Below are 25,100 nucleotides of genomic sequence, written 5' to 3'. Positions count from 1 at the left end.
GCGCTTCAATTGCGGCCCGCAAAAAGGCGGTCCCCTTAGAATGTCACCGTCAGGCCTCCGTCGACGATCATCACATGACCGGTTATGTAGCTTGACTCCCGGCAGGCGAGGAACAGGATGGCCGAGGCGATTTCCTCCGGCCTTCCCGCACGGGCCATCGGGATTTTGCGCGCTTCCACGTAGAACCTCTTGAACCAGTCGCTTTCCAGCTCGTTCCTGCCGTTGTAGACCGACATCGGCGTGTCAACAAAGCCCGGCGCGACGGCGTTGACGCGAATGTTGTGCGGAGCGAGTTCCACCGACAGGGCTCGGCTGAACTGGTTGACCGCCGCCTTGGCGGCCCCATATCCCGAAGCCCCCGGCTCGGCCTGCGTGCCATGGATGCTGGTCACGTTGACCAACCGTCCAGGCGTCTTGTTTGCGATCATCACCCTGGCCGCCTCCCGACAGAAACGAAACGCACCCACCACGATGATGTCGAAAATGTCCCGCCAGGTCTCAAAGTCGGCGTCGGGAAACCCCACAGGGTAGGCGACGGCGGCATTGTTGACGACCACATGCAGCCCTCCGAGCTTGGTCGCGGCCGCAATCGCGGCGTCGACCGTCTTCTGGTCGCGAACATCGCCCGGCACGACGGCCAGCCGGTCGGTTCGGCCTGCGGCTCTGGCTGTTTCCTCCAGCTTCTCGCGTCGTCTGCCGACCATCACAACCGACGCCCCTTCTTGGACGAAGCGGAGAGCCGTTGCGGCACCGATTCCCGTTCCCGCCCCGGTTATGATCGCAACTTCGCCGTCCAGAAGACCCATGTGGGCAGCTCCTATCTGACGCGCCCGTCTATGCTGATATGCTCAATCCGGTCGCGTCCCGTGAATACTACCGCGGCCGTCTCCGTCTCCACGACCTGCCCGGAGTCCAGGTGACCACACCTCCCGCTCGTGGAGGCGGTCGCCAGATCACCAGGAAAGCCGGTCGCGGCCTCGGGAATGACCGTGCAGAGGCCTCGCCATCCCCCGTAGGTGGCGAACAACCATAGAGTATTGAAGAGCTGGTTGTCAAAAGCCAGACCGAAACCGCTGCGCGTCGCGTGGTCAAGATGGGCATACCAGCCCTCGTGCAATTCGGTCAGGTAGACCATCTCGAAATGCGGCACATCCACCCCCGCCGGGACACGGCTCATATCGAACAGCTTGCCGTCACGGCCGGGGACCTGCGGCCAGTTGAACTCCAACGGTTCCGCGGCCAACCGGCCCAGCCCCGGACTGCCAATGATGCCCTTTCCGGCGGGAATGACGAACTCTGACTGCGGGCCGACGGACAAAGCCGGATGGATCGACCAGACGTAGTCGAAACCATGACGACCGAGGTGGCTCAAGCGATACTTCACGCGGACGACGGGCGATGATGCCGCCAGGGTCATCCATCGTTCCATTCGCGTCGGCGTGACACCCCCTTCGGCCCAGAGGTGCAATGTCAGCTCGGTCCGACTTTGCAGGACTTCCCACTCGAAAGGTCGGGTCCAGTATTCGCCATGATCGGGGTACATCTCGTGGTTGTAAGGCCCGGCCTCCCCGTTGGGGAACAGCTCGTCCCAGCCGCCGCTGAAATTGTCGTCGTAGTTCATCCCGGACGGCATGATTCTCGGCATGATCCGAGGATGCTGCCACAGGAAGTCGCGGTCGGTCGGCTTGTGGACCCAATGATAGATCTTGCCGCCCAGTTGAGGCAGCACATCAATCCGCAGCACGTCGCTCTCGATCCGCAGAACGCTGCATTCGTTGAGCTTCCAGTCCTTCTCGAATCGAACATAGCCCACGAGACCGTCTCCTTTTCGATTGGACCCGGGATGATAACACGGTTACACTTCCAGCGGTATAAGCAGGTCCGCCCCATGGAGACGTGCTGAATGCTCGCAAGCAGTTACCAGCCTGTCGATTATGCCATCATCATTATCTATTTTATCCTTACGTTGGCCATCGGGTTGTGGTCAGCAAGAAAAGCCAAAGGGGGATCCAAAGAGTTCTTCATCGCCGAGCGGTCGCTGCCGTGGTGGGTGGTCGGCTTCACCATGGTCGCGGCAAGCATCAGCGCTGAGCAAATGCTGGGCGAGGTCGGATACGGCTTCGGGGCCGGGTTGGTGGTCTCGAACTGGGATCTGGGTGTGTACCCTTCCCTGACGCTGATGATTTTCGTGTTCCTGCCGCTGTATCTGCGCAGCGGCACGACGACGATTCCCGAATACCTTGAGAAGCGGTACAACAAGACGACGCGTCTGCTTTTTGCCGTGTACACCGTCTTCAACAACGCCTGCGTTACGCTGGTCATGGTGCTGGCGCTGGGTGCCACGGCGATGAAGTACTTCCTGGGAATCCCGCCGATTCTGGGCACGGCGATCCTGGCCGTGTTCACGGGCATCTACACCGTTTACGGCGGCATGTCCTCGGTCGCATGGACGGACACCTTTCAGTGCATCCTGCTGCTCGCCGGCGGTCTCACGCTTTTCGGGGCGGGGCTCAACGAGGTACCCGGTGGGTGGTCCGGGCTGTTGGAACGAATGCGGGACGCAGGCTCGGCACATCTCATCCGGCCGATGGATGACCCCTACGTGCCTTGGCCCGGAGTGATCCTGCTGATGTTGTCAACCAACGTCTGGTACTGCTGCACGAATCAGTTCTACGTTCAGTCCTGCCTCGGGGCCAAAGACGAACGCCACGGTCGCATGGGTGTGCTCTTGACGGCCTTCCTTGGGCCGGTTCTGACTCTTTGCTTCGCCTTTCCCGGCTACATCGCAAGTGACCTTCTGAAGCAGGGCGTGCTGCCGGCCCTGCCGCTCACACCGGACGGCCAGCCCGACGCCAATGCCACGTACCCGCATCTTGCGCAGTTCCTGCTGGGTCCGGGGCTTCGAGGCTTTCTGGTCGCCGCCGTCCTGGGGGCGATCATGTCGAGCGTGAGCGCCATCGTGAACGCCACCGCCAGCGTCTACACGATCGACATTCACCGACGCTGGCTGCGTCCGGCCGCAAGTGATCGCGAACTGGTTCGCGTCGGCAGACTGGTCGGTTTGGTTACCCTGCTCGTCGCGTTCCCGCTGACCCTGCTGGCGAGCAGCTACCGCTATATCTTCACCTACTCGCAAAATGCCTGGTGTATTCTGGCCATCCCGATCATGCTGGCGTTTACCTATGGGGCGTTGTGGAAGCGCACGACCGCCAAGGCGGCGACCGCAACGTTTGTCTTGGCCGCGCCTTTCGTCGCAGTGCCGTTCGTCTGGGGCAATCCCGATGACAACTGGCTGCGACTGCCATTCATCTCAGGCAGAATTCACCTGTTCAACTTTGCCTTCGTGCTTTGGATCGCGGCGGCCGTCTTCATGATCGCGGTCAGCCTGCTGACGAGGCCGGCGCCGGCGGAGGCCGTCGCCCCGTATGTCTGGAGACCGTCGCTCAACCTGCCTTCGCCGGAGCATCGCGGGCAGTATCCATGGTATCAGACCGTCGGCTTCTGGGCCGTTATCGCGGCAATCATGTATCTGATCATCTATGTGATATTCTGGTGAAGACCGATCATGTCAAGACTCATCGCCCTCTTCGTGCTATTCATGCCGCTGTTCGGTTGTGTCCGGATGTCCGGTTCAGCATCGCACCGCGCGAGCCCGCCCGTCTTCCCGGGCCTGCCGCTTCTGGTCGACGAGGACTTCGACAAGCCTTCGACGCAATGGGAGCTGGACGATCCACGGGCGTGGAAGTTCACGCGCGACGGCGACAGAACGGTACTATGTCTGGCCGGGAACAGCAGCTACAAGCCGCCGTACCGGTCGCCGACCGGAATGGCCTTGCTCAAGGACGTCATCGTGTCCGATTTTGTCCTTGACGCGCGGGTGCGATCGACCAAAGCTGATTATCCGCACCGTGACATGTGCCTTTTCTTCGGCTACCAGGACGCGGCGCGGTTTTACTATGTTCATTTCGGGCTGAAGTCGGACGACGCGTCCAACACGGTCCACATCGTGAACAACGCCGACCGTCGCCCAATCGTTAAGACGCGGACAGACGGCACGCCGTGGACCGAGGGCTATCACCACGTTCGCGTGGTCCGCAAGGTCGCCGCCGGCACGATCGAGGTTTTCTTCGACGACATGACGCAACCGTGCATGACCGCTGAGGACAAGACATTCACGTGGGGCCGAATCGGGGTGGGGTCTTTCGATGATGCGGGCAACGTTGACCGGGTGATCCTCTGGGGCAGGAAGGTCAGTCTTCCGGCGACACGAACGGTTGTGCCTTGATTGTGAGAGGAAATCGCGACCCGCACGGGCGCGGCGCGATGCGCCTACATCAAGGCCATGCGGAGCTGCGCCCGTGCGCCGGCCACGATCCGGTTCTTGCGACGAAGGGCCGCGTCGTCACCGGCCGGCATTTTCAGGGCTTCCTCGAGGCGGGCTTGGGCGTCGGCCGCGGAGATCTCTTCCGGACGCAGGGCTTTCTGGGTCAGAACAGTCACCTGGTTCTCGATCACCTGTGCAAAACCGCCGTCCACAAACCAAGTTTGCGTTTCCGTGCCCTTGCGCAATCGCAGGCTACCCGCGCCCAGCTTGCACAGAAGTGGAGCGCGGCAGAACAGCACGCCGATTTCGCCGTCATGGGCAGGCAGCACCACCGACTCGACGTCGCCCTCAAAGACCCGGGCCTCGGGGGTCAACACGCTGCACTTGAAGGTCTTCTCTGCCATCGCAATAACCCGGGCGAATTCAAAGCTGGGAATCAGGCATCGAGGATTTGAGATTCCACATTTCAGAGCTCACATTTCAAATCTCAAATCCGAATTCTCGCATTCGAGATCTCAGGAACACTCGCAATCCCGATTCTTCACCTCAGATTCTCCATCATCGCTTCCTCATATTCAACTCGGTCCTCAATCCACCGTTCTCAATTCTCAATTCTTCGCCAGTTTCTCCGCCTTCGCGGCCGCGTCTTCTACGGTCCCCACGTACATGAACGCCTGCTCGGGCAGGTGGTCCCATTTGCCCGCGCAAATCTCTTCAAAGCTGCGGATCGTGTCTTCCTTGCGCGTGTAGTTGCCGGGATAACCGGTGAACACCTCCGCCACGAAGAACGGCTGAGAGAAGAACCTCTCGATTTTCCTCGCCCGGCTGACCAGGAGCTTGTCCTCCTCGGAAAGCTCCTCGACGCCCAGAATCGCGATGATGTCCTGGAGGTCGCGGTATCGCTGGAGAATCTGCTGCACTTCTCGGGCGACCTTGTAGTGCCGCTCGCCAATGTACTGGGCGTCAAGAATACGGCTGGATGAGGCGAGAGGATCGATCGCGGGATAGATGCCCTTCTCGCTGATTCCGCGGGCCAGAACGATGAATGCATCCAGGTGCGTAAACGTGGTCGCCGGCGCCGGGTCAGTCAGGTCATCGGCGGGCACGTAAATGGCCTGCACCGAAGTGATCGCCCCCTTCTTGGTCGAGGTGATCCGTTCCTGGAGATCACCCATCTCGGTGCCGAGGGTCGGTTGGTAGCCGACAGCCGAAGGCATTCGGCCCAGCAGGGCGGAAACCTCCGAGCCGGCCTGGGAGAATCGGAAGATGTTGTCCACAAAAAGCATGGTGTCGGCCCCGGACTCATCGCGGAACCACTCCGCCATGGTCAGGGCGCTCAGGGCCGCCCGGAGGCGTGCGCCCGGAGGCTCGTTCATCTGTCCGAACACCATAGCGGTGTGATCCATGACCTGTTTGACGTTGCCCTGGGCGTCCTTGAAGGTCGCCTCTTGCATTTCGAGCCAGAGGTCGTTGCCTTCGCGAGTACGTTCTCCGACACCGGCAAACACGGAGTAACCCGAATGCTCGCGGGCGATGCGGGCAATCATTTCCTGCACGACGACCGTCTTGCCGAGGCCGGCACCGCCGAACAGGCCGATTTTGCCGCCGCGGACAAAGGGGGCCAACAGGTCGATGACCTTGATGCCGGTTTCCATCATCTCCGACTTCGGGGTCAGGTCGGCGAAATCGGGCGGTGCATGGTGGATCGGCCGGCGGGACTCGGCCTTCACCTCGCCGCGCATGTCGATGGGTTCGCCGACGAGATTGAACACACGGCCGAGGGTTTGCATGCCCACGGGCACGGTCACCGGACCGCCTGTGTCCTCGATCTGAGCACCCCTTACCAGTCCGTCCGTCGTGCCCAGAGCAACGGCCCGCACCTTGCCGCCGCCCAAGTGCAGGGCAACCTCGCACCAGAGCGTCTCGCGTTCGGTCATGCCCAGGACCTTACGTTCAACGTTCACCTTCAGGGCGTTGTACAACTTGGGCATCCGGTCCTCGTCGAACTCCGCATCGAGCGTGGAGCCGATCACCTGCGTCACTCGCCCGAAATTGCGACCATTTGACTTTGCCATAATTGTCGTTCTCGTTCACAACCGCCCAATGGGCTATGCGAAACAGGTTTCCGACCTGTTACTGGCCGGCAAGATGCCGGCCCCACACCTCACACTGCCTCAGGGCTGTCCAGCCTCGGGAAAGACCTTGGCCAGATCCGTTGCTCTCATCTTCTCGTCCGGCACACCGAGCGCCCGCAGCAAGCCGACAGCCATCAGCACATCGCCGGCGGGCTTCATGTGCACGCCATCAGTGGTAAAGAACCGCTCTTGCGACCCGGAATCCTTTTTTCGTTTCTCGATCGCCTTGAGAAACAAGGCATGCAAATCCACGTATTGGCACTTGTTCCGCTGGGCCACCCTCTTGCCGGCGGCCACATAAGCGGCCAGCCGCTTGTTGCCCTCCGAAGCCGGGTCTTCCTCAATCACCGTGGGTGCCAGCACCAGCACGCGAGCGCCTGACTCCTGAGCCATCTTGACCATACGTTCCAGGTTCCGCTCGTAGGCTTCGAGCACCCGCGGATCAGGCCGATCGGCCATTCGATGCCAGACATCATTGATCCCCACGCTGACGGTCACAATTGCGGGGCTGCGGCGAACAACGTCTTTCTCAAAGCGGGCGACCATGTCCTCGGCCTTCTGACCGCCGACGCCCACATTGACGATCGGCGGAATCTTCATCCCCGCGTACTGCTGGGCGAACACCGCGTCCATCGCCCTCAGGTAGCCGCCCGCCTGGGTGATGCTGTCCCCCATGGCGACGATCTGTTGGCCGGGCCCGATCTTCATCTCGGCCGGACGGGTTGCCGGCTGGGTCGCGGGCGGCGGCGCAAGCGAAAGAATCATCGAAAACAATCGTATCGGCTCCATTACCTGAGTGCCTCCGCGCCGCTGACGATGTCCAGCAATTCCAGCGTAATCTGCGATTGCCGGGCCCGGTTGTAGTGCTGGGTCAGCGTTCGGATCATGTCTCCGGCCGCATCGGTCGCGGACTTCATCGCGACCATGCGGGCCACCTGCTCGCTCACCGCCGCGTCGATGAAACACTGGAATAACCGGACTCTCACGGTTTCCGGCAGAAGTTCGGCCAGCAGTTCCTCGGGCGGCGGCGTAAAATCATATTGCACGGGGGCGGCGGCCTCGCCTGTTTCGGTATCCGGCTCCGGCGGCTCGATCGGCAGCAACTGCATGACGTGCGGACGCTGCACGCCTGCCGAGAAAAACCGCATGTATGCCACGTGGACGGCGTCGATTTCCTGGCGCTCGTAGGCAGCCATTACGTCCGCGGCGATCGGCTCGATCTCGACGTACTGCGGCTTGTCTTCAAATCGCGTGTCGGTCGCCGCCATGGCACGCCCGAGGAACTTGAAGTACGAGATGCCTTTCTTGCCCGTCACATGGATATCGACGGTCTCGCCTGCCTGTTCCCGGACTTTCAGGTGCTCGATCGCCGAACGCAGGATTCCGCCGTTGTAGCCGCCGCACAAGCCGCGGTTACTCGTGATCACGATCAAACGCGACCGCTTTGCCTGATCGTTCACCTTCAGCAGGGGATGAGACAGGTCGCCCTGCCCTCGCGAGAGCCGGCGCACCAGGTCGGTGATCCGCTCGGTGTAAGGCCGGGTCTTGGTGGCACGGTTGAAAGCGGCCTGAAAGCGTGCGGTTGCGATCAACTGCATGGTCCGCGTGATCTTGCGGATGTTGATCACCGCCTTACGGCGTTTGATGATCGCCCGTGCCTTGGCCATCCGATCGTCCTCTGCCCCTTGGCCCCGTCCGATTGGCGTGTTTTACTTGCTCGCCATGAAGCGTTTCTTGAAATCGCTTATGATGCCGACCAACCTGTCCCGGAGTTCGTCCGTCAGGTCGCCGCTTTGTATCAGCTGCTCGCGAACCTCCGGGTACTCGTCACCAACGTGCTTGAGCAAGGCGGCTTCAAACGCGGAGATCCGGCTGAGCGGCACGTCATCGCAGAAGCCTTGCGTTCCGGCGAAGATGCTGATCACCTGGTCGGCCACGTGCATGGGCGCATACTGCCCCTGCTTGAGCAGTTCGACCATCGCCCGGCCGCGGTCCAGTTGCCGCTGCGTCGCGGCGTCGAGGTCGGTGCCGAGCTGGGCGAAGGCTTCGAGCTCCCGGAAGGCGGCCAAGTCAAGCCGCAACGATCCGGCGATCTTCTTCATCGCCTTGATCTGGGCTTTGCCGCCGACGCGCGACACGCTGATGCCGACATTGATCGCCGGCCGGACGCCGCCGAAGAACAGGTCCGGCTCAAGATAAATCTGGCCGTCGGTGATGGAAATCACGTTTGTCGGGATGTACGCCGATACCTCGCCTTCCAGCGTCTCGATGACCGGCAGGGCCGTGAGGGAGCCTCCGGACCCCGGAATCTTGCGGATTTCGTAGTCCGTCCTGCCGAGCGCCTTGAGATCCCTCTCTGCCTCCGCTCTTCCCGGCTTGCCCACGTAAACCTTCTCGTTGATCGCCGGCTTGTAGTTCGCGGGGGCCGACTTGGGAACCAGCACATAGCGCGTCGCAAGCTTGCACGATCGTTCGAGCAGCCGGCCGTGCAGATAGAACACGTCGCCCGGGTAAGCCTCCCGGCCGGGCGGCCGGCGAAGCAGCAGAGACAACTGGCGATACGCCGCAGCGTGCTTGGTGAGATCATCGTAAACGCACAAGGTCGCCTTGCCCTGCTCGTACATGAAGTATTCGGCCATGGCGCAGCCGGCATAAGGCGCGATGTACTGAAGCGGAGCCGAATCGGAGCTGCCGGCCGAGACGACGATGGTGTAATCCATGGCCCCGTGCTGGCGAAGGGCATCGACCACCCCGGCGATGGTCGACTCCTTCTGCCCGATCGCGACGTAGACGCAAATCACCCCGGTGCCCTTCTGGTTGATGATGGTATCCACGCCGATGGCGGTCTTGCCGGTCTTGCGGTCGCCGATGATCAGCTCACGCTGGCCCCGGCCGATGGGAATCATGCTGTCGATGGCCTTGATGCCGGTCTGAAGAGGCTCATTGACCGGTTCGCGTCCGGCGATGCCCGGGGCATTCGATTCGAGCGGGCGGCGGAGGGGAGTCTCGATGACGCCGGCGTTGTCCAGCGGCCGACCCAGCGGATCGACCACGCGACCGATCATCGCCTCACCAACGGGCACCGAAAGCAGTTGTCCCGTGCCGCGGACGGTATCGCCTTCCATAATGCCGAGGTAATCGCCCAGGATCACCGCGCCGATCGAGTTTTCTTCGAGGTTGAAGACTTGACCGATGGCCCCGTTCTGGAATTCGAGCATTTCGCCGGCCATCGCGTTGGAGAGACCGTAGATCTGGGCGATGCCGTCGCCGACCTGCAAGACCTTGCCCACTTCGGCGACGTCGATCTCGCTCTTATACTTCGCGATCTCCTCCCGCAGGACCGACGCGATCTCGTCTACCTTGAATTTCATATTCACACCGTTTGCAATTGTCACGCCTCAAGGACGTATCCACGTCCGCCGTGAATCTCCTCAGTCGCGCGCTCGCGCATCCGCCTGAGCGTTCGGCTGATCCGCGAAGCCACGCTTGCGTCAACCTGGATGTCACCGTAATGGATGACGACACCGCCGATCAGTTCGGGCCTCGTCTGTTCGATGAGGATGGCCTCTTTCCCGATTCGGGCGCTCATTTCCTCGCGAATCGCTTGCCTCTCGTCATCCGCAAGCGGCATGGCCGTCTCGACGATGACTTCCTGCTGATGATGCTTCTCCTCCATGCGCAATTCCACGCATCGGCCCACCTTGCGCAGGAGGTTCAAGCGCCCCCGGTTGTTCATGACCTGCAGAAGGTTGACCAGCAAATCGCTCATGCGCCCCCTGAAGATGCGCTCGATCGACTCCCGTCGCGGTTCATCGTCCACCGAGTCCGCCGCCAACATGCGGCATAGATCGATCTCTCGCTCGATAAAGCGCATGAACTCGGCCATTTCGCGGGCGATGGCCTCCTCCTCGCCGCGTTCGGCCGCCGCCGTGAGCAGCGCTTCGGCGTACACGTCCGCAAGGGCCATGCTTTCATCAAAGGTATGAGCCATCTTCATTTCACCCGGTGATGCCTGTTCAGTTGCGACTTTCGGCGCCCCGCTCTTTGAGCTTTGCCAAGGCCTCGCCGACGAGCCGTCGGTGATCTTCGGGGGTCAACTGCCGCTTGAGCACCGCCCCCGCCATCTCCATTGCCAGCTTTGCGGATTCCTCGTGGAGGTCCCGCAGGGCGGTGTCGCGGGCGATGCCGATCTCGCGCTTGGCCCGCTCGATCAGCGCCTCGGCGTTGCGGCGGGCTTCATCTTCGATCCTTCGCTTGACCACTTCCGCGTCGCGCCGCCCCTCTTCGACAATGGCACTGGCCTCCTGCTTGGCGTTCTCCAGCCTTGCGGTCAGCTCTTTCAGCCGCGTCTCGGCCTCCTCGCGATCGCGCTTGGCGCCGGCCAGGGAATCGTGAATAAACTTCTCCCGATGCTGAAGACCGGTCAGCAACGGCTTCCAGGCAAACCTGCCCAGAATGACCAGCACGAGCATAAAGATGACCAGAGACCAGACAAGATTCCCCAGGTCTCCGCCGAAAAGGTTGGGCCGGCCGTCCTCACTGGCTAACAGGGTGCCGGCCGTCGCAAGATGAAGTACCGCAATCACCATGTAATTGTGCGCTCGAGCTGTCATCCGTCTCCATCTCCCGCATGGCCGTCTCGAAACCGCATGCAAGAAGCCCCGCGCGCCGCTCACGCGCAGACGCACTCGCAGGGCAAGCGGCGCCGAAGCCGTTCTCGCTCACTCTCAAAAGAACAGCACCAACAGGCAGACCACCACGGCAAACAACGTTGCACCTTCGACCATCGCCGCGGTAATCAGCGTCGTCAGGTTGATCTGGCTGGCAACCTCGGGTTGCCGGGCCATGGACTCGACGGCGCTGCCGCCGATGCGGGCAATGCCCGCGGCGCCGCCTATGATCACCAGGCCGGCACCGATGGCCGCGCCCAGAAAGCTCGCGCCCTTATCCTGGAGCAACAAAAAACCCTTGCCTTCGGCCGCTTTGTCCGATCCGGCTGCCGCAGCCTCGGCGGCCATCGCCGGTGCCGCCAAGACCATCACTGCCAACGCCGCCGTCATCATCACTCGCTTCATGTCTCGCATTCCTTTCTCTTGTGAAGCCGGTGGAAACGGCTCCTGCCGCTCGTCAATCCTAACGCCATCGCCTCTCGGCCTCGCGGCCCACGGTTCCACTCCGTGGGCATGGCAGGGTGACTTCTCAATCATCGACGCGCCACTTCTCAGTGACCAGGCTCCGCCCTGACCTCCTCGCCTTCCTGCTCTTCACCGTGTTCGGAATGAATGTTGACCGCCAAGCCGATGAACACCGCGGTCAGGAACGTAAAGATAAAGGCCTGGAGAAACGCCACAAAGATCTCCAGGAACGTTATCGCCACACTCCCAAGCACCACAAACGGAGCCACAACCAGCAGGGCTAACGCGGCGCTGGCTGCGCCGGCCATCGCGATGAAGCTCAGCAACACGCCCAGGAGAATGTGCCCGGCCAGCATGTTAGCAAAGAGACGAATGGCGAGCGCCACACACTTGACCAGCAACCCGAATACTTCAAGAACCGCGATCAGACAGTTGATCGGAAACGGCCCCATGAAGAAGTGCTTCACATACGCCATCCCGTGAATCCGCAACCCGTTGGCGATCACCATCACGAGTGTGCACGCGGCAAGCGTACCCGTGGTGTAGATGTTGCCCGTCGCGGTTCCGTAGATGCCATGCCCGAAAATCGGCTTGGTAATCGGCTCAAGGGGCAAGAGACCCAGGAGATTGCAGGTCAGAATGAAGAAAAACGCCGTCCACAGATAGGGAATGAAGCGGTCCGTATAGGGCCCGAGATTCGGTTTCGCCACAAACTCCCGAAGCATTTCGCAGATCGTCTCGACCACGTTTCGGCCGCCGCGCGGCGTCATCCGCGTGATTTCGTCTCCCCTCTGCGGTACTCGAACCAGTCGCGGCAGCAGGATGATCAGCAGCACGGCCGCCACGATCATCATGATGATGTGGTTCGAGATCAATGTGAACGTGTGCAATGGGCCATCGTGACCAACCCTCTTCCACGCGTAATCGACCACGTGCGTCAGAGGATTTGAGCCGGTTGCCAGAAGATCCATCATCATGCCCGCTGCCCCGTGACTCTGTTCCACCGAAGCAATACGACGGTCTCAAGCTTGACCATCACCACGTACGCGATAGCCACCCACGTCAAAAACACCTTTGGTTCTGCCCACCGACGCCAAGCGATCACGACCATCGCGCCTACGGTCAGCACCAGCCGGATCAGGCCGACCTTCAGTCCGGCCTGCAGCCGCCCTGCTGCGTCGTCCGAAACCATCCGCCGCAGCGCCGGCAAGAGCGTGGCGTACACCACCAGCACTACAAGCAATTGTCCGGCAACCATTCCCTCCATGCCCGCCCGACCCCCGATGCGCCATGTCGGATAGCAGCCTGCGGCAGCCAGAACGACTGTCGCCATCCCGGGCAGGCAGAGCAACCACGGAACCTTGGATGTCGATACCACAGACGAGCTCACCACGATGTCGTCCCGTCAGGCCCCACGTCTTTGCGATTCTTTCTTTCTCGTGCTCGTGGCGGTTCCGCCATCTCATGCGTGGCGCGCCGGATCAGATTGTAGAGGCCTCCCACTATCCCCACGATCGCGCATACCAGCAGGCCCCAGGGTCTCGTGCCGAAGTGGCGGTCGATCCACCAACCCAACAGGCAAGCCCCACCCACACCCGCCGCCAGTTCGACACCCGCGCCGGCCAGTTGCATTATGCCTGGCGGCAACCGCCAAGGTGACTTCGGGTCGCTCATCGCGCTCTCCGAAAGCGGCCGTCCTGTCGATTCCCTTCCTGCCAGATGAACGTTTCCGCACAGACAAGCTCGTGCAGCCACCTGCCTGCGGTCGAGGCGAGTCGCCCTGCATGGTTACCTTGCCGCGCCCGGTCCGCGCCGAGACCCAGCCGCGCAGCGGATCGGAAGTTTAGGCTCGCTCATCGCGAGGGTCAAGCCGCAGACCGAAAGCTCACTCGACGTAACACTCTATCGGCACGGGAAGTGCAAAAAGCTGACCGGCGGGCTTCCGCTCTCCGGGATCCGGTGTGTTGCTCAACAAGGGCGAACCGGCAAGGTTAGTACGGCAGGCTGATTGCCGACGTTACAGTCTCATGACTGAGACATCCGAGACGGCCGGCCGTCTGATCGAATCGTCGGAAAACGAACAGGCCTCAGCCCCACTGCCTTGGTTCCGAAGTCGGCCGTGAGGCTGGGCCTGTCTCACTGCCCCCCATGCGCCCGTCCGTGGACGGTCCGATCCAGGCCTCCTCCATGAAGCCGGCGCGGACGTCTACGCCTCCAACTGCGCCAGCAAAGGGGGACGACGACGGCGACGGCGCTTCTTGGGAGCGCCGGGAATTCGAATCTCAGGTTTGCGCGGTTGCGCGCTTGCTGCAATCTTCAAGGCCTCGGCGGCATTGGGCGCAAACAAGTCGGCGTTGACCTCCTTCCACAACCCCTCCGCACGATTGAACACGCCGCCGGAAATCATGATGTTCATCGTCGGATTGCTGCCGACCTCGCGAATCAGATCAATAAGCCGCCGTACGCCGGGAACACCGCCGGGCTGCGTGCCAAAGATCATCAGGATATCCGGGCGCAGCCGCCCCACCAGTTCCAGGATCTCATCATCGGGCACCCCTCCGCCCACAAAGTACACGTCCCAGCCATCCGCCTCGAAAAGGTCGGCGCACATCTGGGCGCCCAGCTCCTCGGGTTCTCCTTCCGCACAGGTCAACAGCATGCGTTTGCCGTTTGCCTCGCTTCGCGGCAGTCTTGCCTGTAACTGGTCAGCGAGTGAACGGCTGATTCGTACAGCCATGTGCTCAGCGGCCAGGCTGATCCGGTCCTCGCGGTACATCTGCGCTACGTGCTCCATCGCCGGCCAGATCACACTTCGGTAGACCTGCCTCGCTTCAAGCCCTTCGTTCATCGCCTCTTCGAGCACATCCCTGCACTCCTGACGTCGCCCTGCCAGTAGAGGTATCATCAACCTTTGGAAATGACGCTCTGCACTCATCATCACGCTCCAGGCTCTTCGGCCAACGATCGGCGCAGGGAATCTCCGCACCGCCTCACCACACCGGGTTTTCTGATGTTCCCACCCGTCGCATCATGCGTTAGATGGAAAGTCTTCCGCTAGGGAAGCCTGACATGCCGGCTGCTCCGCGCCAGCAACGATGAAATGTCGCCTCTCACCTTGCCCCAATTTTCTGCCCCTACTCAGAACCTCACCAAGTCTACCCTGTATGTCAATCTGGGTAATCTGGGAATCATGGCGAGACTTTCATCGGCGGGACCTCTGAAAAAACTTGAACGGCCCTGCGTAACTTGCGCTAAAGCCCCCCACCGAAGAGAAAGACGGACGACTTGCGTCCCATAAAAACGGCCATTCAGGCTGCTGACAAGGAACCGCAGCTTAGGTCGCGCTCCAGCAGGCAAAAATCGTCCTTCCCCGAAGCACAGAATGCAGTGTCGAAAACCCGGCTGGATCGCGCCGCATACCAATCCTTTTTCGGCGCCGAAGGGAGGGAATGCCTTGTTGAGGCGTCACTCCTCCCCCACCTCAGTGCCTTGTCCGACAGTCTTGCAGATTTCACGCAGCACCGTCGTCGCGTAGCAACCGGCTTCGAGCCGCATGCTCAGCAGGATGTATGGTCCAGCATCATCTTGTCCTGCATCGACCTCGACGTCCTGCGGCTGGAAACGCAGCGGGCGCCGACCACCTTTGACGCGATGCCTGCCGGCCTCGCGCCATTCATCCGGTTTCGTGCCCTCCGCGTTAATGAGAGCCGTTTCCACTTGCCCGGGCTCGCCGTGGGGGTAAGTCATGCGATAACCAAAGAGCGGGCCAGTTGGAGAGATCTCGAAGGCATCGCAACGGGGTTGCTCGCCGGCGACGTCCTCGACCCGGAAGACGGCGCCTTGCGGATGCCGCCAGGCCAGATCACCGACCATGAGCCGATCGAGACCACCGATCCGCCCGGCCACAATCTGGTTGAACAATTGAGACTGGTACGCCGAAATGTAGAACCGCTGGAGCCGCATGTCGATGGAACGGATTGCCTTGCGAGCGTTGCCGTTGAACTTGATCAACATCCGGCAGACGCGACGCTCGTTATTGAACGGGTAGGGCCAGGCATTTGCCGCTCCCTGCAGGTCTCCCTGGTCGAAGAGTTCACGGGCCCGACGAACGTCGCCGTAATCAGAAGGCTTCACTCGCCCGAGAAGCACCTGAACCATCTCGTCGTAATCTTCCCGCAGAAGGGCCCGGCCGATCTGCCACGTGTCTCCGCGCATTCCAAATCGCTGCGGGCCGAAGTAGTTCGGTACTCCCCGCTTGCTCAACACTTCCATCGTTGCGCGGACATCACCGACGCGAGCCGGGTCAACGTCGCGGATCCTGATGAGGAAGCGATTGCCGGCCAGGTGTCCGAGCTTCAGTTTGTTGGTGTGCCGCGAGACGTCCACAATTCGCATGCGAGGAATTGAAAGGGTCCGAATGGCATCAGGATCGGCATGCTCAACGCTGAACATCTGCGTTGTCACGGCATCGGCGTCTTTGAGACCGGCGTAGCCGACATCGCGAGGCGGCCGACCAAGCGCCCGGGCTATTTCGGCCACCGCGCGCATCGTGGACAAGCCGGTTTTCTCGACCCGGAAATAGACATGCGTCCCCTGGCCCGAGGGCGGGTAAAGCGGCACCTCCTCGACGACAAAGTCTTCGGGACGCGTCTTGATACGACCGCCGATTCCCGGCACGTCCGCAGTCAGGTACGGCAATTCGTCCACGTTCAGCATGAGGGCCTGCCTTATCTCATGGCTTTGGTGCACAGCCTTTTCAGGGAGGAAACCACCGTAACGGCTCACCAGCGGCTTTCCGAAACGTTGATCTGGCCGCGGTTGAGCCTGTCCAGAAACGAAACCAGATGATACTGCGTTTCAATAGCGGGAACGGGTACGCCTGCGGCGGCCGCCTGACGCACCGGTTCGCCCAGAATGGCTTCGACCTCGAGCGGTTGCCTGTTCTGGTAGTCGATCAACATTGACGGCCTGTACGGCGGCATGTCCAGAGTGTTGGACATCATTTTCTCCGTCATGACGGGAATATCGATGGAACAGCCGTGGGCGTTGCCGGCTCGGCCGGTCTCCTGCATCAGCGTCCAGGCAAGTTGCCTGAGGCCGGGGTCGTTGACGATCTCGTGCGTGGTCACTCCGCCGGCGGTAACGGTCAGCGTACTGAAAGGGATGTTCCACATCAGCTTCTCCCATCGGGCCTGTTTCAGAGAAGGCCGCACCATGGTTTCGATGCCCGCCTCGGCAAAGAGCCCGGCCATCGCTTCAACCCGCTCGAGGTCGTCGAGGAAATGGCCGAATGCCACCCGCCCATAGGCCAGGTGATGCACCACGCCCGGCTCGCCCCGGTTGATGCATACGAAAGCCATTCCGCCGAACACGCGCTCGGGCCCGAACCACTGCACGAAACGTTCTTCGATGCCCAATCCGTTCATGAGTGCAAGGATCGGCGTCTCCGGACCGAGACAGGGTCGGATCAGCCGCTCGGCGTCGTCGATCGCCGTCGCCTTGAGCGCGCAAATCACCAGATCGACCGGCCCGATTTCGGCCGGATCGCCGAAAGCCGCCGCCTTGATTCGAAAATCGCCCTCGCAGCTCTTGATGGTCAGGCCGCTTCGCCTGACGGCCTCAAGATCGCGGCGCATCAGGAAACGAACGTCATGACCGCACCGTGCCAGCTTGGCCCCGTAGTAACAGCCCACCGATCCGGATCCAATGATCGCGATTCTCATGACCGCATGCGTGCAAGCGGCGCGGCTTTCCGGCCGTAAGGTCCTAGCCTGTTGCCGTCAATTCCGCCCGCCGTTTGCGAACCAGTTCCTTTTTGTCCTGAGGCATGTCCTGTTCGGCCAGCAACACGTCGCACCCTTCGATAAACATCTCACGGGCAAATCCGGTGTCCCAGACCCGATCCCCCACCGCGCGGTTTTCAACCGTCTTGAGAAAGCCCTGGAACTCCTCGAAGTAACTGCCGTAGATGTGGAACGAATCGGCGATGTGGATGTACTCGCCGACTACGACGCCGATGTCTCTGGCCATCTGCGCCTGAAGCTCCACGAACGCGAACATGTTCATGAAAGCCGCCTTGTAAGCATCGTTCGACCGCATGTGCACGTTCATGTTGAGCCGACCGTTCTGAATGCGAAACCACATCCGCTGCAGGCAGGCGGGGTCGCTGATGCCGAGATCCTCCCACGCTTTCCAGGTCACCGCCTGAGCCCGCCGCGTGTACCAGCAGTCCTTAAGCAGCCTGACGCACGTGGCGATCTGGTCGATCTTCCCGCCGCCGGCCCACGGTGGGTCATACTCAAACAGACGTTCGTGATACGTGTATTCCCACTTACCCTCTTGTGGGGCAATCCAGTGATCGTGAACGCCCAGCAGAACCTCATCGCGATACTTCTCAAGGTCATCGAGGCCCCCCGGAAACGCCCGATGCAGGCGGGGTTCGGACATGGGCTCGGTGACATGAATCATTGCCGTCACGTCCCGGCTGTTGGGATCCTCGGGCTTGTCATATTGGGTGGGAAAACGCTCCCCCTGCTCCCAGCACGCGATGACCGCTTTCTCCCATGCCATCGGCAACGTCTTCTCAACGATGTGAATGCTCTTCATCCAGGTCTCCGTTTTCCTTGGCGGCCAGGGTCTCCGGCTCGGAGTGCTCCTTCAGCACCTCGTCGATCAGTCCGGACAGTATTGCTTCGCCGTCATCCAGCATGTCGATCTCGACGTGAAGGGCGACGACCGGCAAGGGCCAGTCGACCTTCAAAGCCTCCAGTTTCACCGCGTCTTTCTCGGTGGTGATCAACGCGTCGAGCTTGTTTTGTTCGGCCCAGCGTCGAATCATCTCCGCATCAGCGGCGGTGTAGCAGTGGTGATCCGGCCACCACTGGATTTGCGCCACGCGAATTCCCATGTCAGCCAACGTGCGCTCAAATGCGTCCGGTCTGGCGATGCCTGCGAGGCAACCGATCCTGTCGGCCGGGGGCATGGGTACGGGAGCACCATCCAGCCCGGTGAACCCGCGTGGCCGGTGCACCGCGCGTACCACCGGGGCTTCCGGATGCAGCCGTCGGACGTTCTTTTCCAACTCGGCCACCTGGACTGATCCGGCAAGATCGCATCGGGTCAGAACCACGGCGCCAGCCCGGGCCATCCCTTTCAGAGGCTCCCGAAGCAGACCACGGGGCAAGAGATGCCCGAATCCGAACGGACGGGTTGCATCCACAAGCAAGAGATCCAAATCGCGACCGATCCTGCGATGCTGGAAGCCATCGTCCAGAATCACAGCCTGGACCCCATAATGCTCGACCGCGACGCAACCGGCCCCGTACCGGTCGGGATGGGCAACCAGAACCGCCTGCGGGTATTGCCTTGAGAGCATCAGCATTTCATCAGCCAAGCCTTCTTCGGACGCCTTATAGCCCCTGCTCAGAACGGCGGGCTTAAGCCCCCTGCCAAGAAGCTGACGACACAACCACCCGCACATTGGCGTCTTACCGGTCCCGCCGACCGTCAGGTTGCCGACAGAAATCACCGGGACATCAAGCCATTTGGGCAGCGCTACCGAGTCATACCAGGCATTCCTCACTACCAAGAGGCTGCCATACCCCTTCGAAATAATCCAGAGCGAGCCCCGGGCCAACGAGGCAAGCAGACCTCGCCGCTGACCGCTGACGATCTCCATGTAAGTCGTTGACTCGGCCATCTTTCTCTTCAAAGGCAGCCGCCGACCACCTCACATGGCCGCCGACGCGCCGGCGACCTTTATCTCACCACCTCCTGCGAGCGTCAAATGCCCCGGGCGGTCTTGGCGCCTGCTGAGAACCTGCAACCGGGCGGGGACCGGGCAAAACGGTCCGCCTCCTATCAGCGACGCCGGCAGCTCGATCGCTCGGCCGAGGCGATGGCCAATCTGAAAACAACCGCCGGATAGAGATACACAACCCGAGGCAAATATGGAGATACGCAGTGTGCCAGCCCGATAAGACATAAGGCGCGGCGCGCCAGATTGACGGCGCTGTGGGCGAATGAACGCCAAGCAAACGCGTTTGGAAAGCGTAAGTCTATAAGCAACAAACACTTGCGTCCCCAAGTCGCCGAACAACGGCCTTTGATGGAACCATCCGAGTCCGCCAAGGCCTTCGCTGTGACCGCGGGAGGACTTGATATGCGGTTGGTGTTTCCCGGCCCTATCCGTACAATGCGTGCGGTGGAAGCAATGACTCGAAGCAAAGACTATCCGATCGTTCGTTTTCTGATCGGATCCCTCTACGGGATCTCGATCCTTTCGCTCCTCTTCGGGCTGGCCTCCGGGGCCTACTTGTGGGTCCATGCGGAGGCCCTGCGAAGCAGCGTGATAGCCGGTGGTCCGCTGGCCGGCACTCTCAGCCGGTTCTCAAGTTCTCAGCAACTTTATCAGGCGGCGGCTATCCTGGCCGGGGCGGGGATGGTGGGCTTCCTGGTCTTCGGGGCCCTGGGACAGATTTTGGCCATTCAACGTGACCGGGCCATCAACGCGTCGCTGCAGACCCAACTGCTGGAAGACATCCTCGAACTTAACGAGGAGATCACCCTGGCCTCGCGACAGTCTCGGGTGGAGATCTGCGAAGGTTGCGGCCGTCTCGGGTCCCTTCACCGCATCGAATCCGGACAATGGGTATGTCGCGAATGCCGGCTGCAGCTTCGGACGGCGTGACCGCCTCACCTCGCCGGATCCTCACGGCCCGCGACGTGCCGAGCGCGCGAGCGAACACATGCCGGATTACGTTTTCGTCATCGATGCCAGGGACGTCCCGCCCGGACGCGCAGTACCGGCGATGGTGAACGATCGCTGGTTCGCCGTGTGTAATGACAACGGCATCTTCCACGTAACCGCGTTCAACTGCCCGCATGAGAACGGACCGCTGGGCAAGGGGTACGTACGCGATGGGGCTCTGATCTGTCCCGTTCACCACTGGCCGTGGGATCTCAAGACCGGCCTGACGGATCCCCGGATGCCACACCTGCGGCTGAAGATCTACCCGTGCGAATTGCGCGACGGCAGGGTATACGCGGACATCACCCACCCGATCCCGATAGGGAATCGGAACCTCTCCGGATCACCGTAACCCTTACGCAGGAGCCGACAGATCAGACGTCAGCGAGCGGCGGCTCAGGCGCGGCGGATTCGAGCGTTTGCGCAGCCTCGTCCTCGTTTGAAATGACGTGTCCGCTCAGCCTGCCTTTGAACTCAGCGCCGATCTCGTGAATCATGCCGCTGATGTGACGGCATCTGGCGACCCGGGCAAGCAACTCGACGGTATAGCCTTTCCGAAAGGGGATCTGAATGCGGAGCATCTGACCGACCTGCAGCATGCGGTGATGAAGAAAAGCTAAACCATGAAGCGAGATGTTGCGCGTGGGAACCTTGAAGCTGACGGCCTCCCGCGAGGCCTTATCCAGAATGGACACCTTCACATTGACCGACCGGAACGGCTTGCGAATCGAGCGGCGATGCTCCGAGGCCTTTGTCTCTTTGCATGCCTTGTCCATGTCATCCAACAAGGCGTTGAGCTGCTCGTTGGTCAGTCCGAGCAATCCGAATTGTTGCTCCGTCACAATCATGGGCCGGACCCGAGCTAACAGGGTTGAACGCCGACGCGGAACAGAGGTGGCGCTCTTCGTTAATGTCCTTCGGGGAAACAAGGAAGGGGCTTTAGCAGAGCCTACGGCGGAGAGCCTCTTTCAAACGAGTCCGCCGCTGCCGGGAGAGGGAATGACTGCCTTGGCGCGATGAATCGGATCACCAAGGACCGAGAATACCGGCACGGTTGATACAGGGACAACCGCCGCAGACGGCATCTCTCGCGGCACCTCATTCCGACGGCCGTGTTGAATGGGCAAGGCGCAGCTCGAGGTGGGCTTTGAGCCTTTCGGGGCCCGGGCGCCAGACGGCATAACCGGCGGTTGGAAACGGACGCAGAAAACCGGCGATCTGCTTCAGCAAAGTGACGGGCTGAACGGTCCGTGCCGACTCCGTCACCGCAGGCATGGTTATCGCCACGTCCTTTTCACGACCGCCGCGAAGGATTCGGAGGGTTACCTTTCCGCTCTCCCCGGCCACCGACAGTAATTGCCGTAGCGATCGAGAAGGGTCATCCTCGCTGAGCACGTGTCCGTCGACGCGCAGTATCAGGTCACCGGGCTGAAGAACACCGAACGCGGGATAGCCGGGGAGGGTCTGGCCTACCTCGACCGCCGACCGGACCGCCCGGGCGGTGGGCACGACGCCCAATTGAACGCCCATGCTCCGCTGTCGACGCTCAAGATCCCGCCACCACTCCGCCAGCAGCATCTGCGGATGGTAAGCCGAGACGTAAGCGACCCACGAGTCCAGCATCTCGGCGAGGTCACGGGGCTGGCCGAGAAGCAACATCTGCCCGACCGTTCCAGACTGGCTGACTTCGGCAACCAGGTGCGGCATCAGCCCGGGGGGCAGCAACTGTCCCTCCCCGCGCCTGGCAGCGACAATTTCATGTACGACATCTGTGTTCGTGCCGATAATCAGCCAGCGATCCCAGACGATCCAACTCAGTTCGAGATTAAGGAGGAAGGGGCATTTGGTGCGCGACTCAAAAAGGCGCCTGAGCGACACGGAGACCATCTGGCCGCCGCCGCGTTCGGGAACCCTGCTAACCACTCCGCCGGCGTCACCGGGCGAACGGCTTGCAACCAGATACTGGAGGTTGAGCGTGATCCGCTCGAGAGCTGCTTCAACCGCATGTGGATCATCGGTTTCCACGAGCATGGCCAATACGGGAAGAATCAAGACCGGCTCGCGCGCCGCGGGGCCGCTTGCCGCGCTCGCGGGTGCCGCCTCAAGCGAGGCGGAAGGCGCCGAAGACGCCGGGGCAGGCATGGTCGTCGTGCCGCGAGCAGTCGCAACATCGGGCTGGAAACTGCTTGCCGTCCCGGCGAACATCGGGCGTCGGGCCAACACAAATACCGCGCTGTCTCCCAAGTGATCGAGTAGTTGCCATTCGATGGACCTGCCGGGCATATCCGCCAACAGTACCTCGATGATTCCAGTCGGGTCATCCACCTGAAGACGCCTGAAACGTTCGACAAAGTCGATCGGCCGGGTCCAAGCGGCAACAACCGAAGCCGGCAACCTCGACAATGCGTCGGCGGCCAACGGCGGGGCCGGCTGCGGTTGGGAATCCGGATCAGCGTGGGCGTCGACATCGAACATCAAACCCGCCGGGCTGACGCCGACTCCGATCGCGACGGACCGCAACTGCACCCAATCCGCAGGCCACCACTGGCCGAGAATGAACCTTGCTTCGGCCGCCCGCGCGGTCGAACCGGCGTAAAAGATGATCTGCGCTCCCGTTGGCAGGCCGGCCATTCGCTCGCGAAACTCGGCCATGTCGCCCAGAGTCGCGCCGCCGTCGCTTTCCCAAAGGGCTACCGTGCGCCGATACAGGTTGATGGACTCGCCCGACCGGCCCAACACGGCGACTCGTCCGTCGCAGGCCAGTTCGTGCTCCTGCGAAAGCCTGTACACACGCACCTTCGGAGAAGACGAGGCCAGGTGAGGTTTCATGACCGTCTCGAGCCCAGAGACGTCCTCCGGCTCGGCAAGCAGTACGGCATCACCCAAACCACTCCAACCCTCGGCCGCGAAGGCGATCGGACCGGAGAAAAGCAGATCGGCGGCCTTGGGATCCTGCAAGCCCACGGTCTCGGCAAACCATGCCCGCCAAGCGGTGGGCTGAGCAGCCGGCGGTGTCGTGTCTGGTTGCGTTGCTGCGCCAGACCCTGACGTGACCAGGTCCCCAACCATTCGAGACATCATCAGATCAAACGGGGTGCCTGCGAAGGAGCCCAAGGCGTGGAATTCGAGATACAAGCGGGCATCCGCGGGAACCGACCGGGCGAGCAAAGCCGGCGAGGTGGCATCCGCAGCCATGGTGCCGGCCATGCCAAGCCCCAAGCTCAGCCAACATGCCGCCGCCATACGCAATCCAGACCCGCCGGGCATGGCAAAACAAACCCCCTGACGGCCCCCGCCGTTTTACCATTAAACAACACACGTACTATACCATTGGATGACCCGGCAACAACCGTGGCCGGATACGATTGGATCACAGCGGTTCGAGCAGTTGATCGTTGCCGGAGTCGCCACTGTTCTCGAAACCCGTCCCCGGTGAATTCAGCAACTCCTGTTCGGCACCCGGCTGATCCGCCGACCGCTGACCTGAGGATGCCCTGCGCGGCGAACCGGCGTCCTGAGCCGCAACCTGAGCGTTCGTTTCCGCCAAGGCTCGCTGGAACAGCAGCTCGAGATGGGAGAAGTTGTTCTTTGCTCTCTCAACGGTACGGCTGGTCCGTTCGACGACGGTCGTCAGGATCGAGTCCATCAGAGCAGACGAAGGCATCTGGGTGGCGGGCAGATTCGGATCCGGATTCCCTTGTGCGGAGGACCCGCCATAAACCGCTGTCGTGCTGCCAGGGGGCACTTCCACCCGGACCGCGACACCCGTCTTGGTTTGTCGCTGCGGGGCATCCGGCCACATCAGCGTGAGGCACAAGGCGATGCTGGCGGCGGCGGCCAGCGGGGAAGCCACCACCACAAGGGTACGAGCCCAGTGCCGGCGGCGGGGTTGAGAGGCCAATTGAGCACGACGGGCCAAGAGAACGCGATCGGTGAAGGAGTCGCTGAGCTTCGGTTCACGGCGCCGATCCAACATAATCACGTCGCCGCACGCCTCGAGCATCGCCAGCTCGGTCTGACAGGCTGAACAGCTCAACTGGTGAGCATGCAATTCCGCCTGCAACGACGGGGACAACTCCCCATCAAGGTAGCGGTCGAACAACTGTCGTGCATGTTGACAAGTGATCATGACGCCGCTTCTCTTAAAGCCTGAACCTGTGTCCAATCCTTTACCAGACCGGACAATGCGTCCCTGAGGCGACCCCGGGCACGGTGCAGATGACTCTTGGCCGTGGCCATGGGTATCCCGAGCGTTTGCGCGATCTGGTCACAACTCATCTCTTCCCGATAAAACAACAGGATGGCCGCTCGCTGCTGCACGGAAAGCTCGTCAACGGCCTCCCAAATCTTGTCCTTCAATCGCCTGGCTTCCTCGCTTTCGGCCAACTGCATGCAAACGTCATCTTCGGATGCCGAAAGATTCGAGAAATCGACCTCGCCCGTCAGGGCCTTCTTGCGCCGGATCTGGTTCAAGCACAGCCGATAAGCAATGGTGAACAACCAAGTGCTGAACCGATACTCAGGCGAAAACGAGTCGAGCGAACTGAACGCCCGAAGGAACGCCTCCTGGCAGATCTCTTCGGCGTCCTCATGATCCCGCAGGATTCGCCACACAAAGGCAAAAAGCCGGTCTTTGTGCGAATCGACCAAGCGGCGCGCGGCATCCTCGTCCCCGCCTCGGGCTTGGGCTACCAGCCTTCTCTCCATCCGCCTGGTCAGCCTCTGAACACCGTTCTCGGCCTGCCGCAGGATCATGT

At 61.5% G+C, this 25,100-nt stretch carries 26 protein-coding genes; 4 read left to right on the top strand and 22 right to left on the bottom strand.

Annotated features, from left to right (window positions below):
- Window positions 1-35: 35 nt before the first annotated feature.
- Together PLL20_02115 and PLL20_02110 are read right to left on the bottom strand one after the other, a co-directional pair.
- Entirely contained in the window at window positions 36-806 is a 771-nt protein-coding gene (locus PLL20_02115) for an SDR family oxidoreductase (protein HPD28762.1), read from the bottom strand.
- Between the two features lie 11 nt (window positions 807-817).
- Window positions 818-1,813 carry a DUF5107 domain-containing protein gene (locus PLL20_02110; GenBank protein ID HPD28761.1) on the bottom strand — a complete coding sequence of 332 codons (996 nt, stop codon included), beginning with the start codon at window positions 1,811-1,813 and terminating at the stop codon, window positions 818-820.
- Window positions 1,814-1,903: 90 nt separating this feature from the next.
- Here PLL20_02110 and PLL20_02105 point away from each other — a divergent pair, with 90 nt between their 5' ends.
- Together PLL20_02105 and PLL20_02100 are read left to right on the top strand one after the other, a co-directional pair.
- Window positions 1,904-3,556 carry a sodium/solute symporter gene (locus tag PLL20_02105; GenBank protein HPD28760.1) on the top strand — a complete coding sequence of 551 codons (1,653 nt, stop codon included), beginning with the start codon at window positions 1,904-1,906 and terminating at the stop codon, window positions 3,554-3,556.
- A 9-nt stretch (window positions 3,557-3,565) separates the two neighbouring features.
- On the top strand, window positions 3,566-4,285 hold the full coding sequence (locus tag PLL20_02100) for a hypothetical protein (GenBank protein HPD28759.1): 720 nt from the start codon (window positions 3,566-3,568) through the stop codon (window positions 4,283-4,285).
- A gap of 44 nt (window positions 4,286-4,329) precedes the next feature.
- On the opposite strand, the gene atpC is transcribed toward PLL20_02100, so the two are convergent.
- The 16 genes from atpC to lpxK all read right to left on the bottom strand — a co-directional run bounded on the left by atpC (window position 4,330) and on the right by lpxK (window position 19,293).
- Window positions 4,330-4,728, bottom strand: coding sequence for an ATP synthase F1 subunit epsilon (gene atpC / locus PLL20_02095; GenBank protein ID HPD28758.1), 399 nt, complete (start codon window positions 4,726-4,728; stop codon window positions 4,330-4,332).
- Window positions 4,729-4,932: 204 nt separating this feature from the next.
- Window positions 4,933-6,399 carry a F0F1 ATP synthase subunit beta gene (gene atpD, locus PLL20_02090; protein ID HPD28757.1) on the bottom strand — a complete coding sequence of 489 codons (1,467 nt, stop codon included), beginning with the start codon at window positions 6,397-6,399 and terminating at the stop codon, window positions 4,933-4,935.
- Window positions 6,400-6,498: 99 nt separating this feature from the next.
- Window positions 6,499-7,224, bottom strand: a complete 726-nt coding sequence (locus PLL20_02085) for an SGNH/GDSL hydrolase family protein (GenBank protein HPD28756.1) — start codon at window positions 7,222-7,224, stop codon at window positions 6,499-6,501.
- A gap of 23 nt (window positions 7,225-7,247) precedes the next feature.
- Window positions 7,248-8,126: an ATP synthase F1 subunit gamma gene (gene atpG / locus PLL20_02080; protein HPD28755.1), complete on the bottom strand. Its 879-nt coding sequence runs from the start codon at window positions 8,124-8,126 to the stop codon at window positions 7,248-7,250.
- Window positions 8,127-8,168: 42 nt separating this feature from the next.
- On the bottom strand, window positions 8,169-9,830 hold the full coding sequence (gene atpA, locus PLL20_02075) for a F0F1 ATP synthase subunit alpha (GenBank protein HPD28754.1): 1,662 nt from the start codon (window positions 9,828-9,830) through the stop codon (window positions 8,169-8,171).
- Window positions 9,831-9,850: 20 nt separating this feature from the next.
- Window positions 9,851-10,450, bottom strand: coding sequence for an ATP synthase F1 subunit delta (gene atpH / locus PLL20_02070; protein HPD28753.1), 600 nt, complete (start codon window positions 10,448-10,450; stop codon window positions 9,851-9,853).
- A gap of 25 nt (window positions 10,451-10,475) precedes the next feature.
- Entirely contained in the window at window positions 10,476-11,072 is a 597-nt protein-coding gene (gene atpF / locus PLL20_02065; GenBank protein HPD28752.1) for a F0F1 ATP synthase subunit B, read from the bottom strand.
- 114 nt (window positions 11,073-11,186) lie between these two features.
- Window positions 11,187-11,498: an ATP synthase F0 subunit C gene (gene atpE / locus PLL20_02060; protein HPD28751.1), complete on the bottom strand. Its 312-nt coding sequence runs from the start codon at window positions 11,496-11,498 to the stop codon at window positions 11,187-11,189.
- Between the two features lie 182 nt (window positions 11,499-11,680).
- Complete coding sequence (gene atpB / locus PLL20_02055) at window positions 11,681-12,571, bottom strand: F0F1 ATP synthase subunit A (GenBank protein HPD28750.1); 891 nt, start codon at window positions 12,569-12,571, stop codon at window positions 11,681-11,683.
- Window positions 12,568-12,987, bottom strand: coding sequence for a hypothetical protein (locus PLL20_02050; GenBank protein HPD28749.1), 420 nt, complete (start codon window positions 12,985-12,987; stop codon window positions 12,568-12,570). The genes atpB and PLL20_02050 overlap by 4 nt, the downstream gene beginning before the upstream one ends.
- On the bottom strand, window positions 12,981-13,268 hold the full coding sequence (locus PLL20_02045; GenBank protein HPD28748.1) for an AtpZ/AtpI family protein: 288 nt from the start codon (window positions 13,266-13,268) through the stop codon (window positions 12,981-12,983). The genes PLL20_02050 and PLL20_02045 overlap by 7 nt, the downstream gene beginning before the upstream one ends.
- Window positions 13,269-13,800: 532 nt before the next feature.
- Entirely contained in the window at window positions 13,801-14,532 is a 732-nt protein-coding gene (locus tag PLL20_02040; GenBank protein HPD28747.1) for a cobalamin-dependent protein, read from the bottom strand.
- Between the two features lie 527 nt (window positions 14,533-15,059).
- Window positions 15,060-16,310, bottom strand: a complete 1,251-nt coding sequence (truD, locus tag PLL20_02035) for a tRNA pseudouridine(13) synthase TruD (GenBank protein HPD28746.1) — start codon at window positions 16,308-16,310, stop codon at window positions 15,060-15,062.
- A gap of 65 nt (window positions 16,311-16,375) precedes the next feature.
- Complete coding sequence (locus PLL20_02030) at window positions 16,376-17,317, bottom strand: 2-dehydropantoate 2-reductase (GenBank protein ID HPD28745.1); 942 nt, start codon at window positions 17,315-17,317, stop codon at window positions 16,376-16,378.
- Window positions 17,318-17,360: 43 nt separating this feature from the next.
- Window positions 17,361-18,200 carry a thymidylate synthase gene (locus PLL20_02025; protein HPD28744.1) on the bottom strand — a complete coding sequence of 280 codons (840 nt, stop codon included), beginning with the start codon at window positions 18,198-18,200 and terminating at the stop codon, window positions 17,361-17,363.
- The gene (gene lpxK / locus PLL20_02020) at window positions 18,178-19,293 is read right to left on the bottom strand and encodes a tetraacyldisaccharide 4'-kinase (protein HPD28743.1); all 1,116 of its coding nucleotides are present in this window, start codon (window positions 19,291-19,293) and stop codon (window positions 18,178-18,180) included. Before lpxK ends, PLL20_02025 begins: the two co-directional genes overlap by 23 nt.
- Window positions 19,294-19,806: 513 nt before the next feature.
- On the opposite strand from lpxK, the gene PLL20_02015 reads away from it, so the two are divergent.
- Window positions 19,807-20,283, top strand: coding sequence for a hypothetical protein (locus PLL20_02015; GenBank protein ID HPD28742.1), 477 nt, complete (start codon window positions 19,807-19,809; stop codon window positions 20,281-20,283).
- Between the two features lie 58 nt (window positions 20,284-20,341).
- Complete coding sequence (locus PLL20_02010; GenBank protein HPD28741.1) at window positions 20,342-20,695, top strand: Rieske 2Fe-2S domain-containing protein; 354 nt, start codon at window positions 20,342-20,344, stop codon at window positions 20,693-20,695.
- A 22-nt stretch (window positions 20,696-20,717) separates the two neighbouring features.
- Here the strand turns inward: PLL20_02010 and PLL20_02005 are convergent, their stop codons facing one another.
- The 4 genes from PLL20_02005 to PLL20_01990 form a co-directional block, all read right to left on the bottom strand.
- Window positions 20,718-21,191, bottom strand: a complete 474-nt coding sequence (locus PLL20_02005; GenBank protein ID HPD28740.1) for a PilZ domain-containing protein — start codon at window positions 21,189-21,191, stop codon at window positions 20,718-20,720.
- 250 nt (window positions 21,192-21,441) lie between these two features.
- Window positions 21,442-23,586 carry a hypothetical protein gene (locus PLL20_02000; protein ID HPD28739.1) on the bottom strand — a complete coding sequence of 715 codons (2,145 nt, stop codon included), beginning with the start codon at window positions 23,584-23,586 and terminating at the stop codon, window positions 21,442-21,444.
- A gap of 127 nt (window positions 23,587-23,713) precedes the next feature.
- Window positions 23,714-24,472, bottom strand: coding sequence for a zf-HC2 domain-containing protein (locus PLL20_01995; GenBank protein HPD28738.1), 759 nt, complete (start codon window positions 24,470-24,472; stop codon window positions 23,714-23,716).
- Window positions 24,469-25,098, bottom strand: a complete 630-nt coding sequence (locus PLL20_01990) for a sigma-70 family RNA polymerase sigma factor (GenBank protein HPD28737.1) — start codon at window positions 25,096-25,098, stop codon at window positions 24,469-24,471. The genes PLL20_01995 and PLL20_01990 overlap by 4 nt, the downstream gene beginning before the upstream one ends.
- Window positions 25,099-25,100 lie beyond the last annotated feature (2 nt).

This window comes from Phycisphaerae bacterium (genome assembly GCA_035384605.1).
Classification (GTDB): Bacteria; Planctomycetota; Phycisphaerae; order UBA1845; family PWPN01; genus JAUCQB01.
Note: the sequence above shows the minus strand (reverse complement) of the source record. Positions and strands in the feature narration are given on the sequence as shown.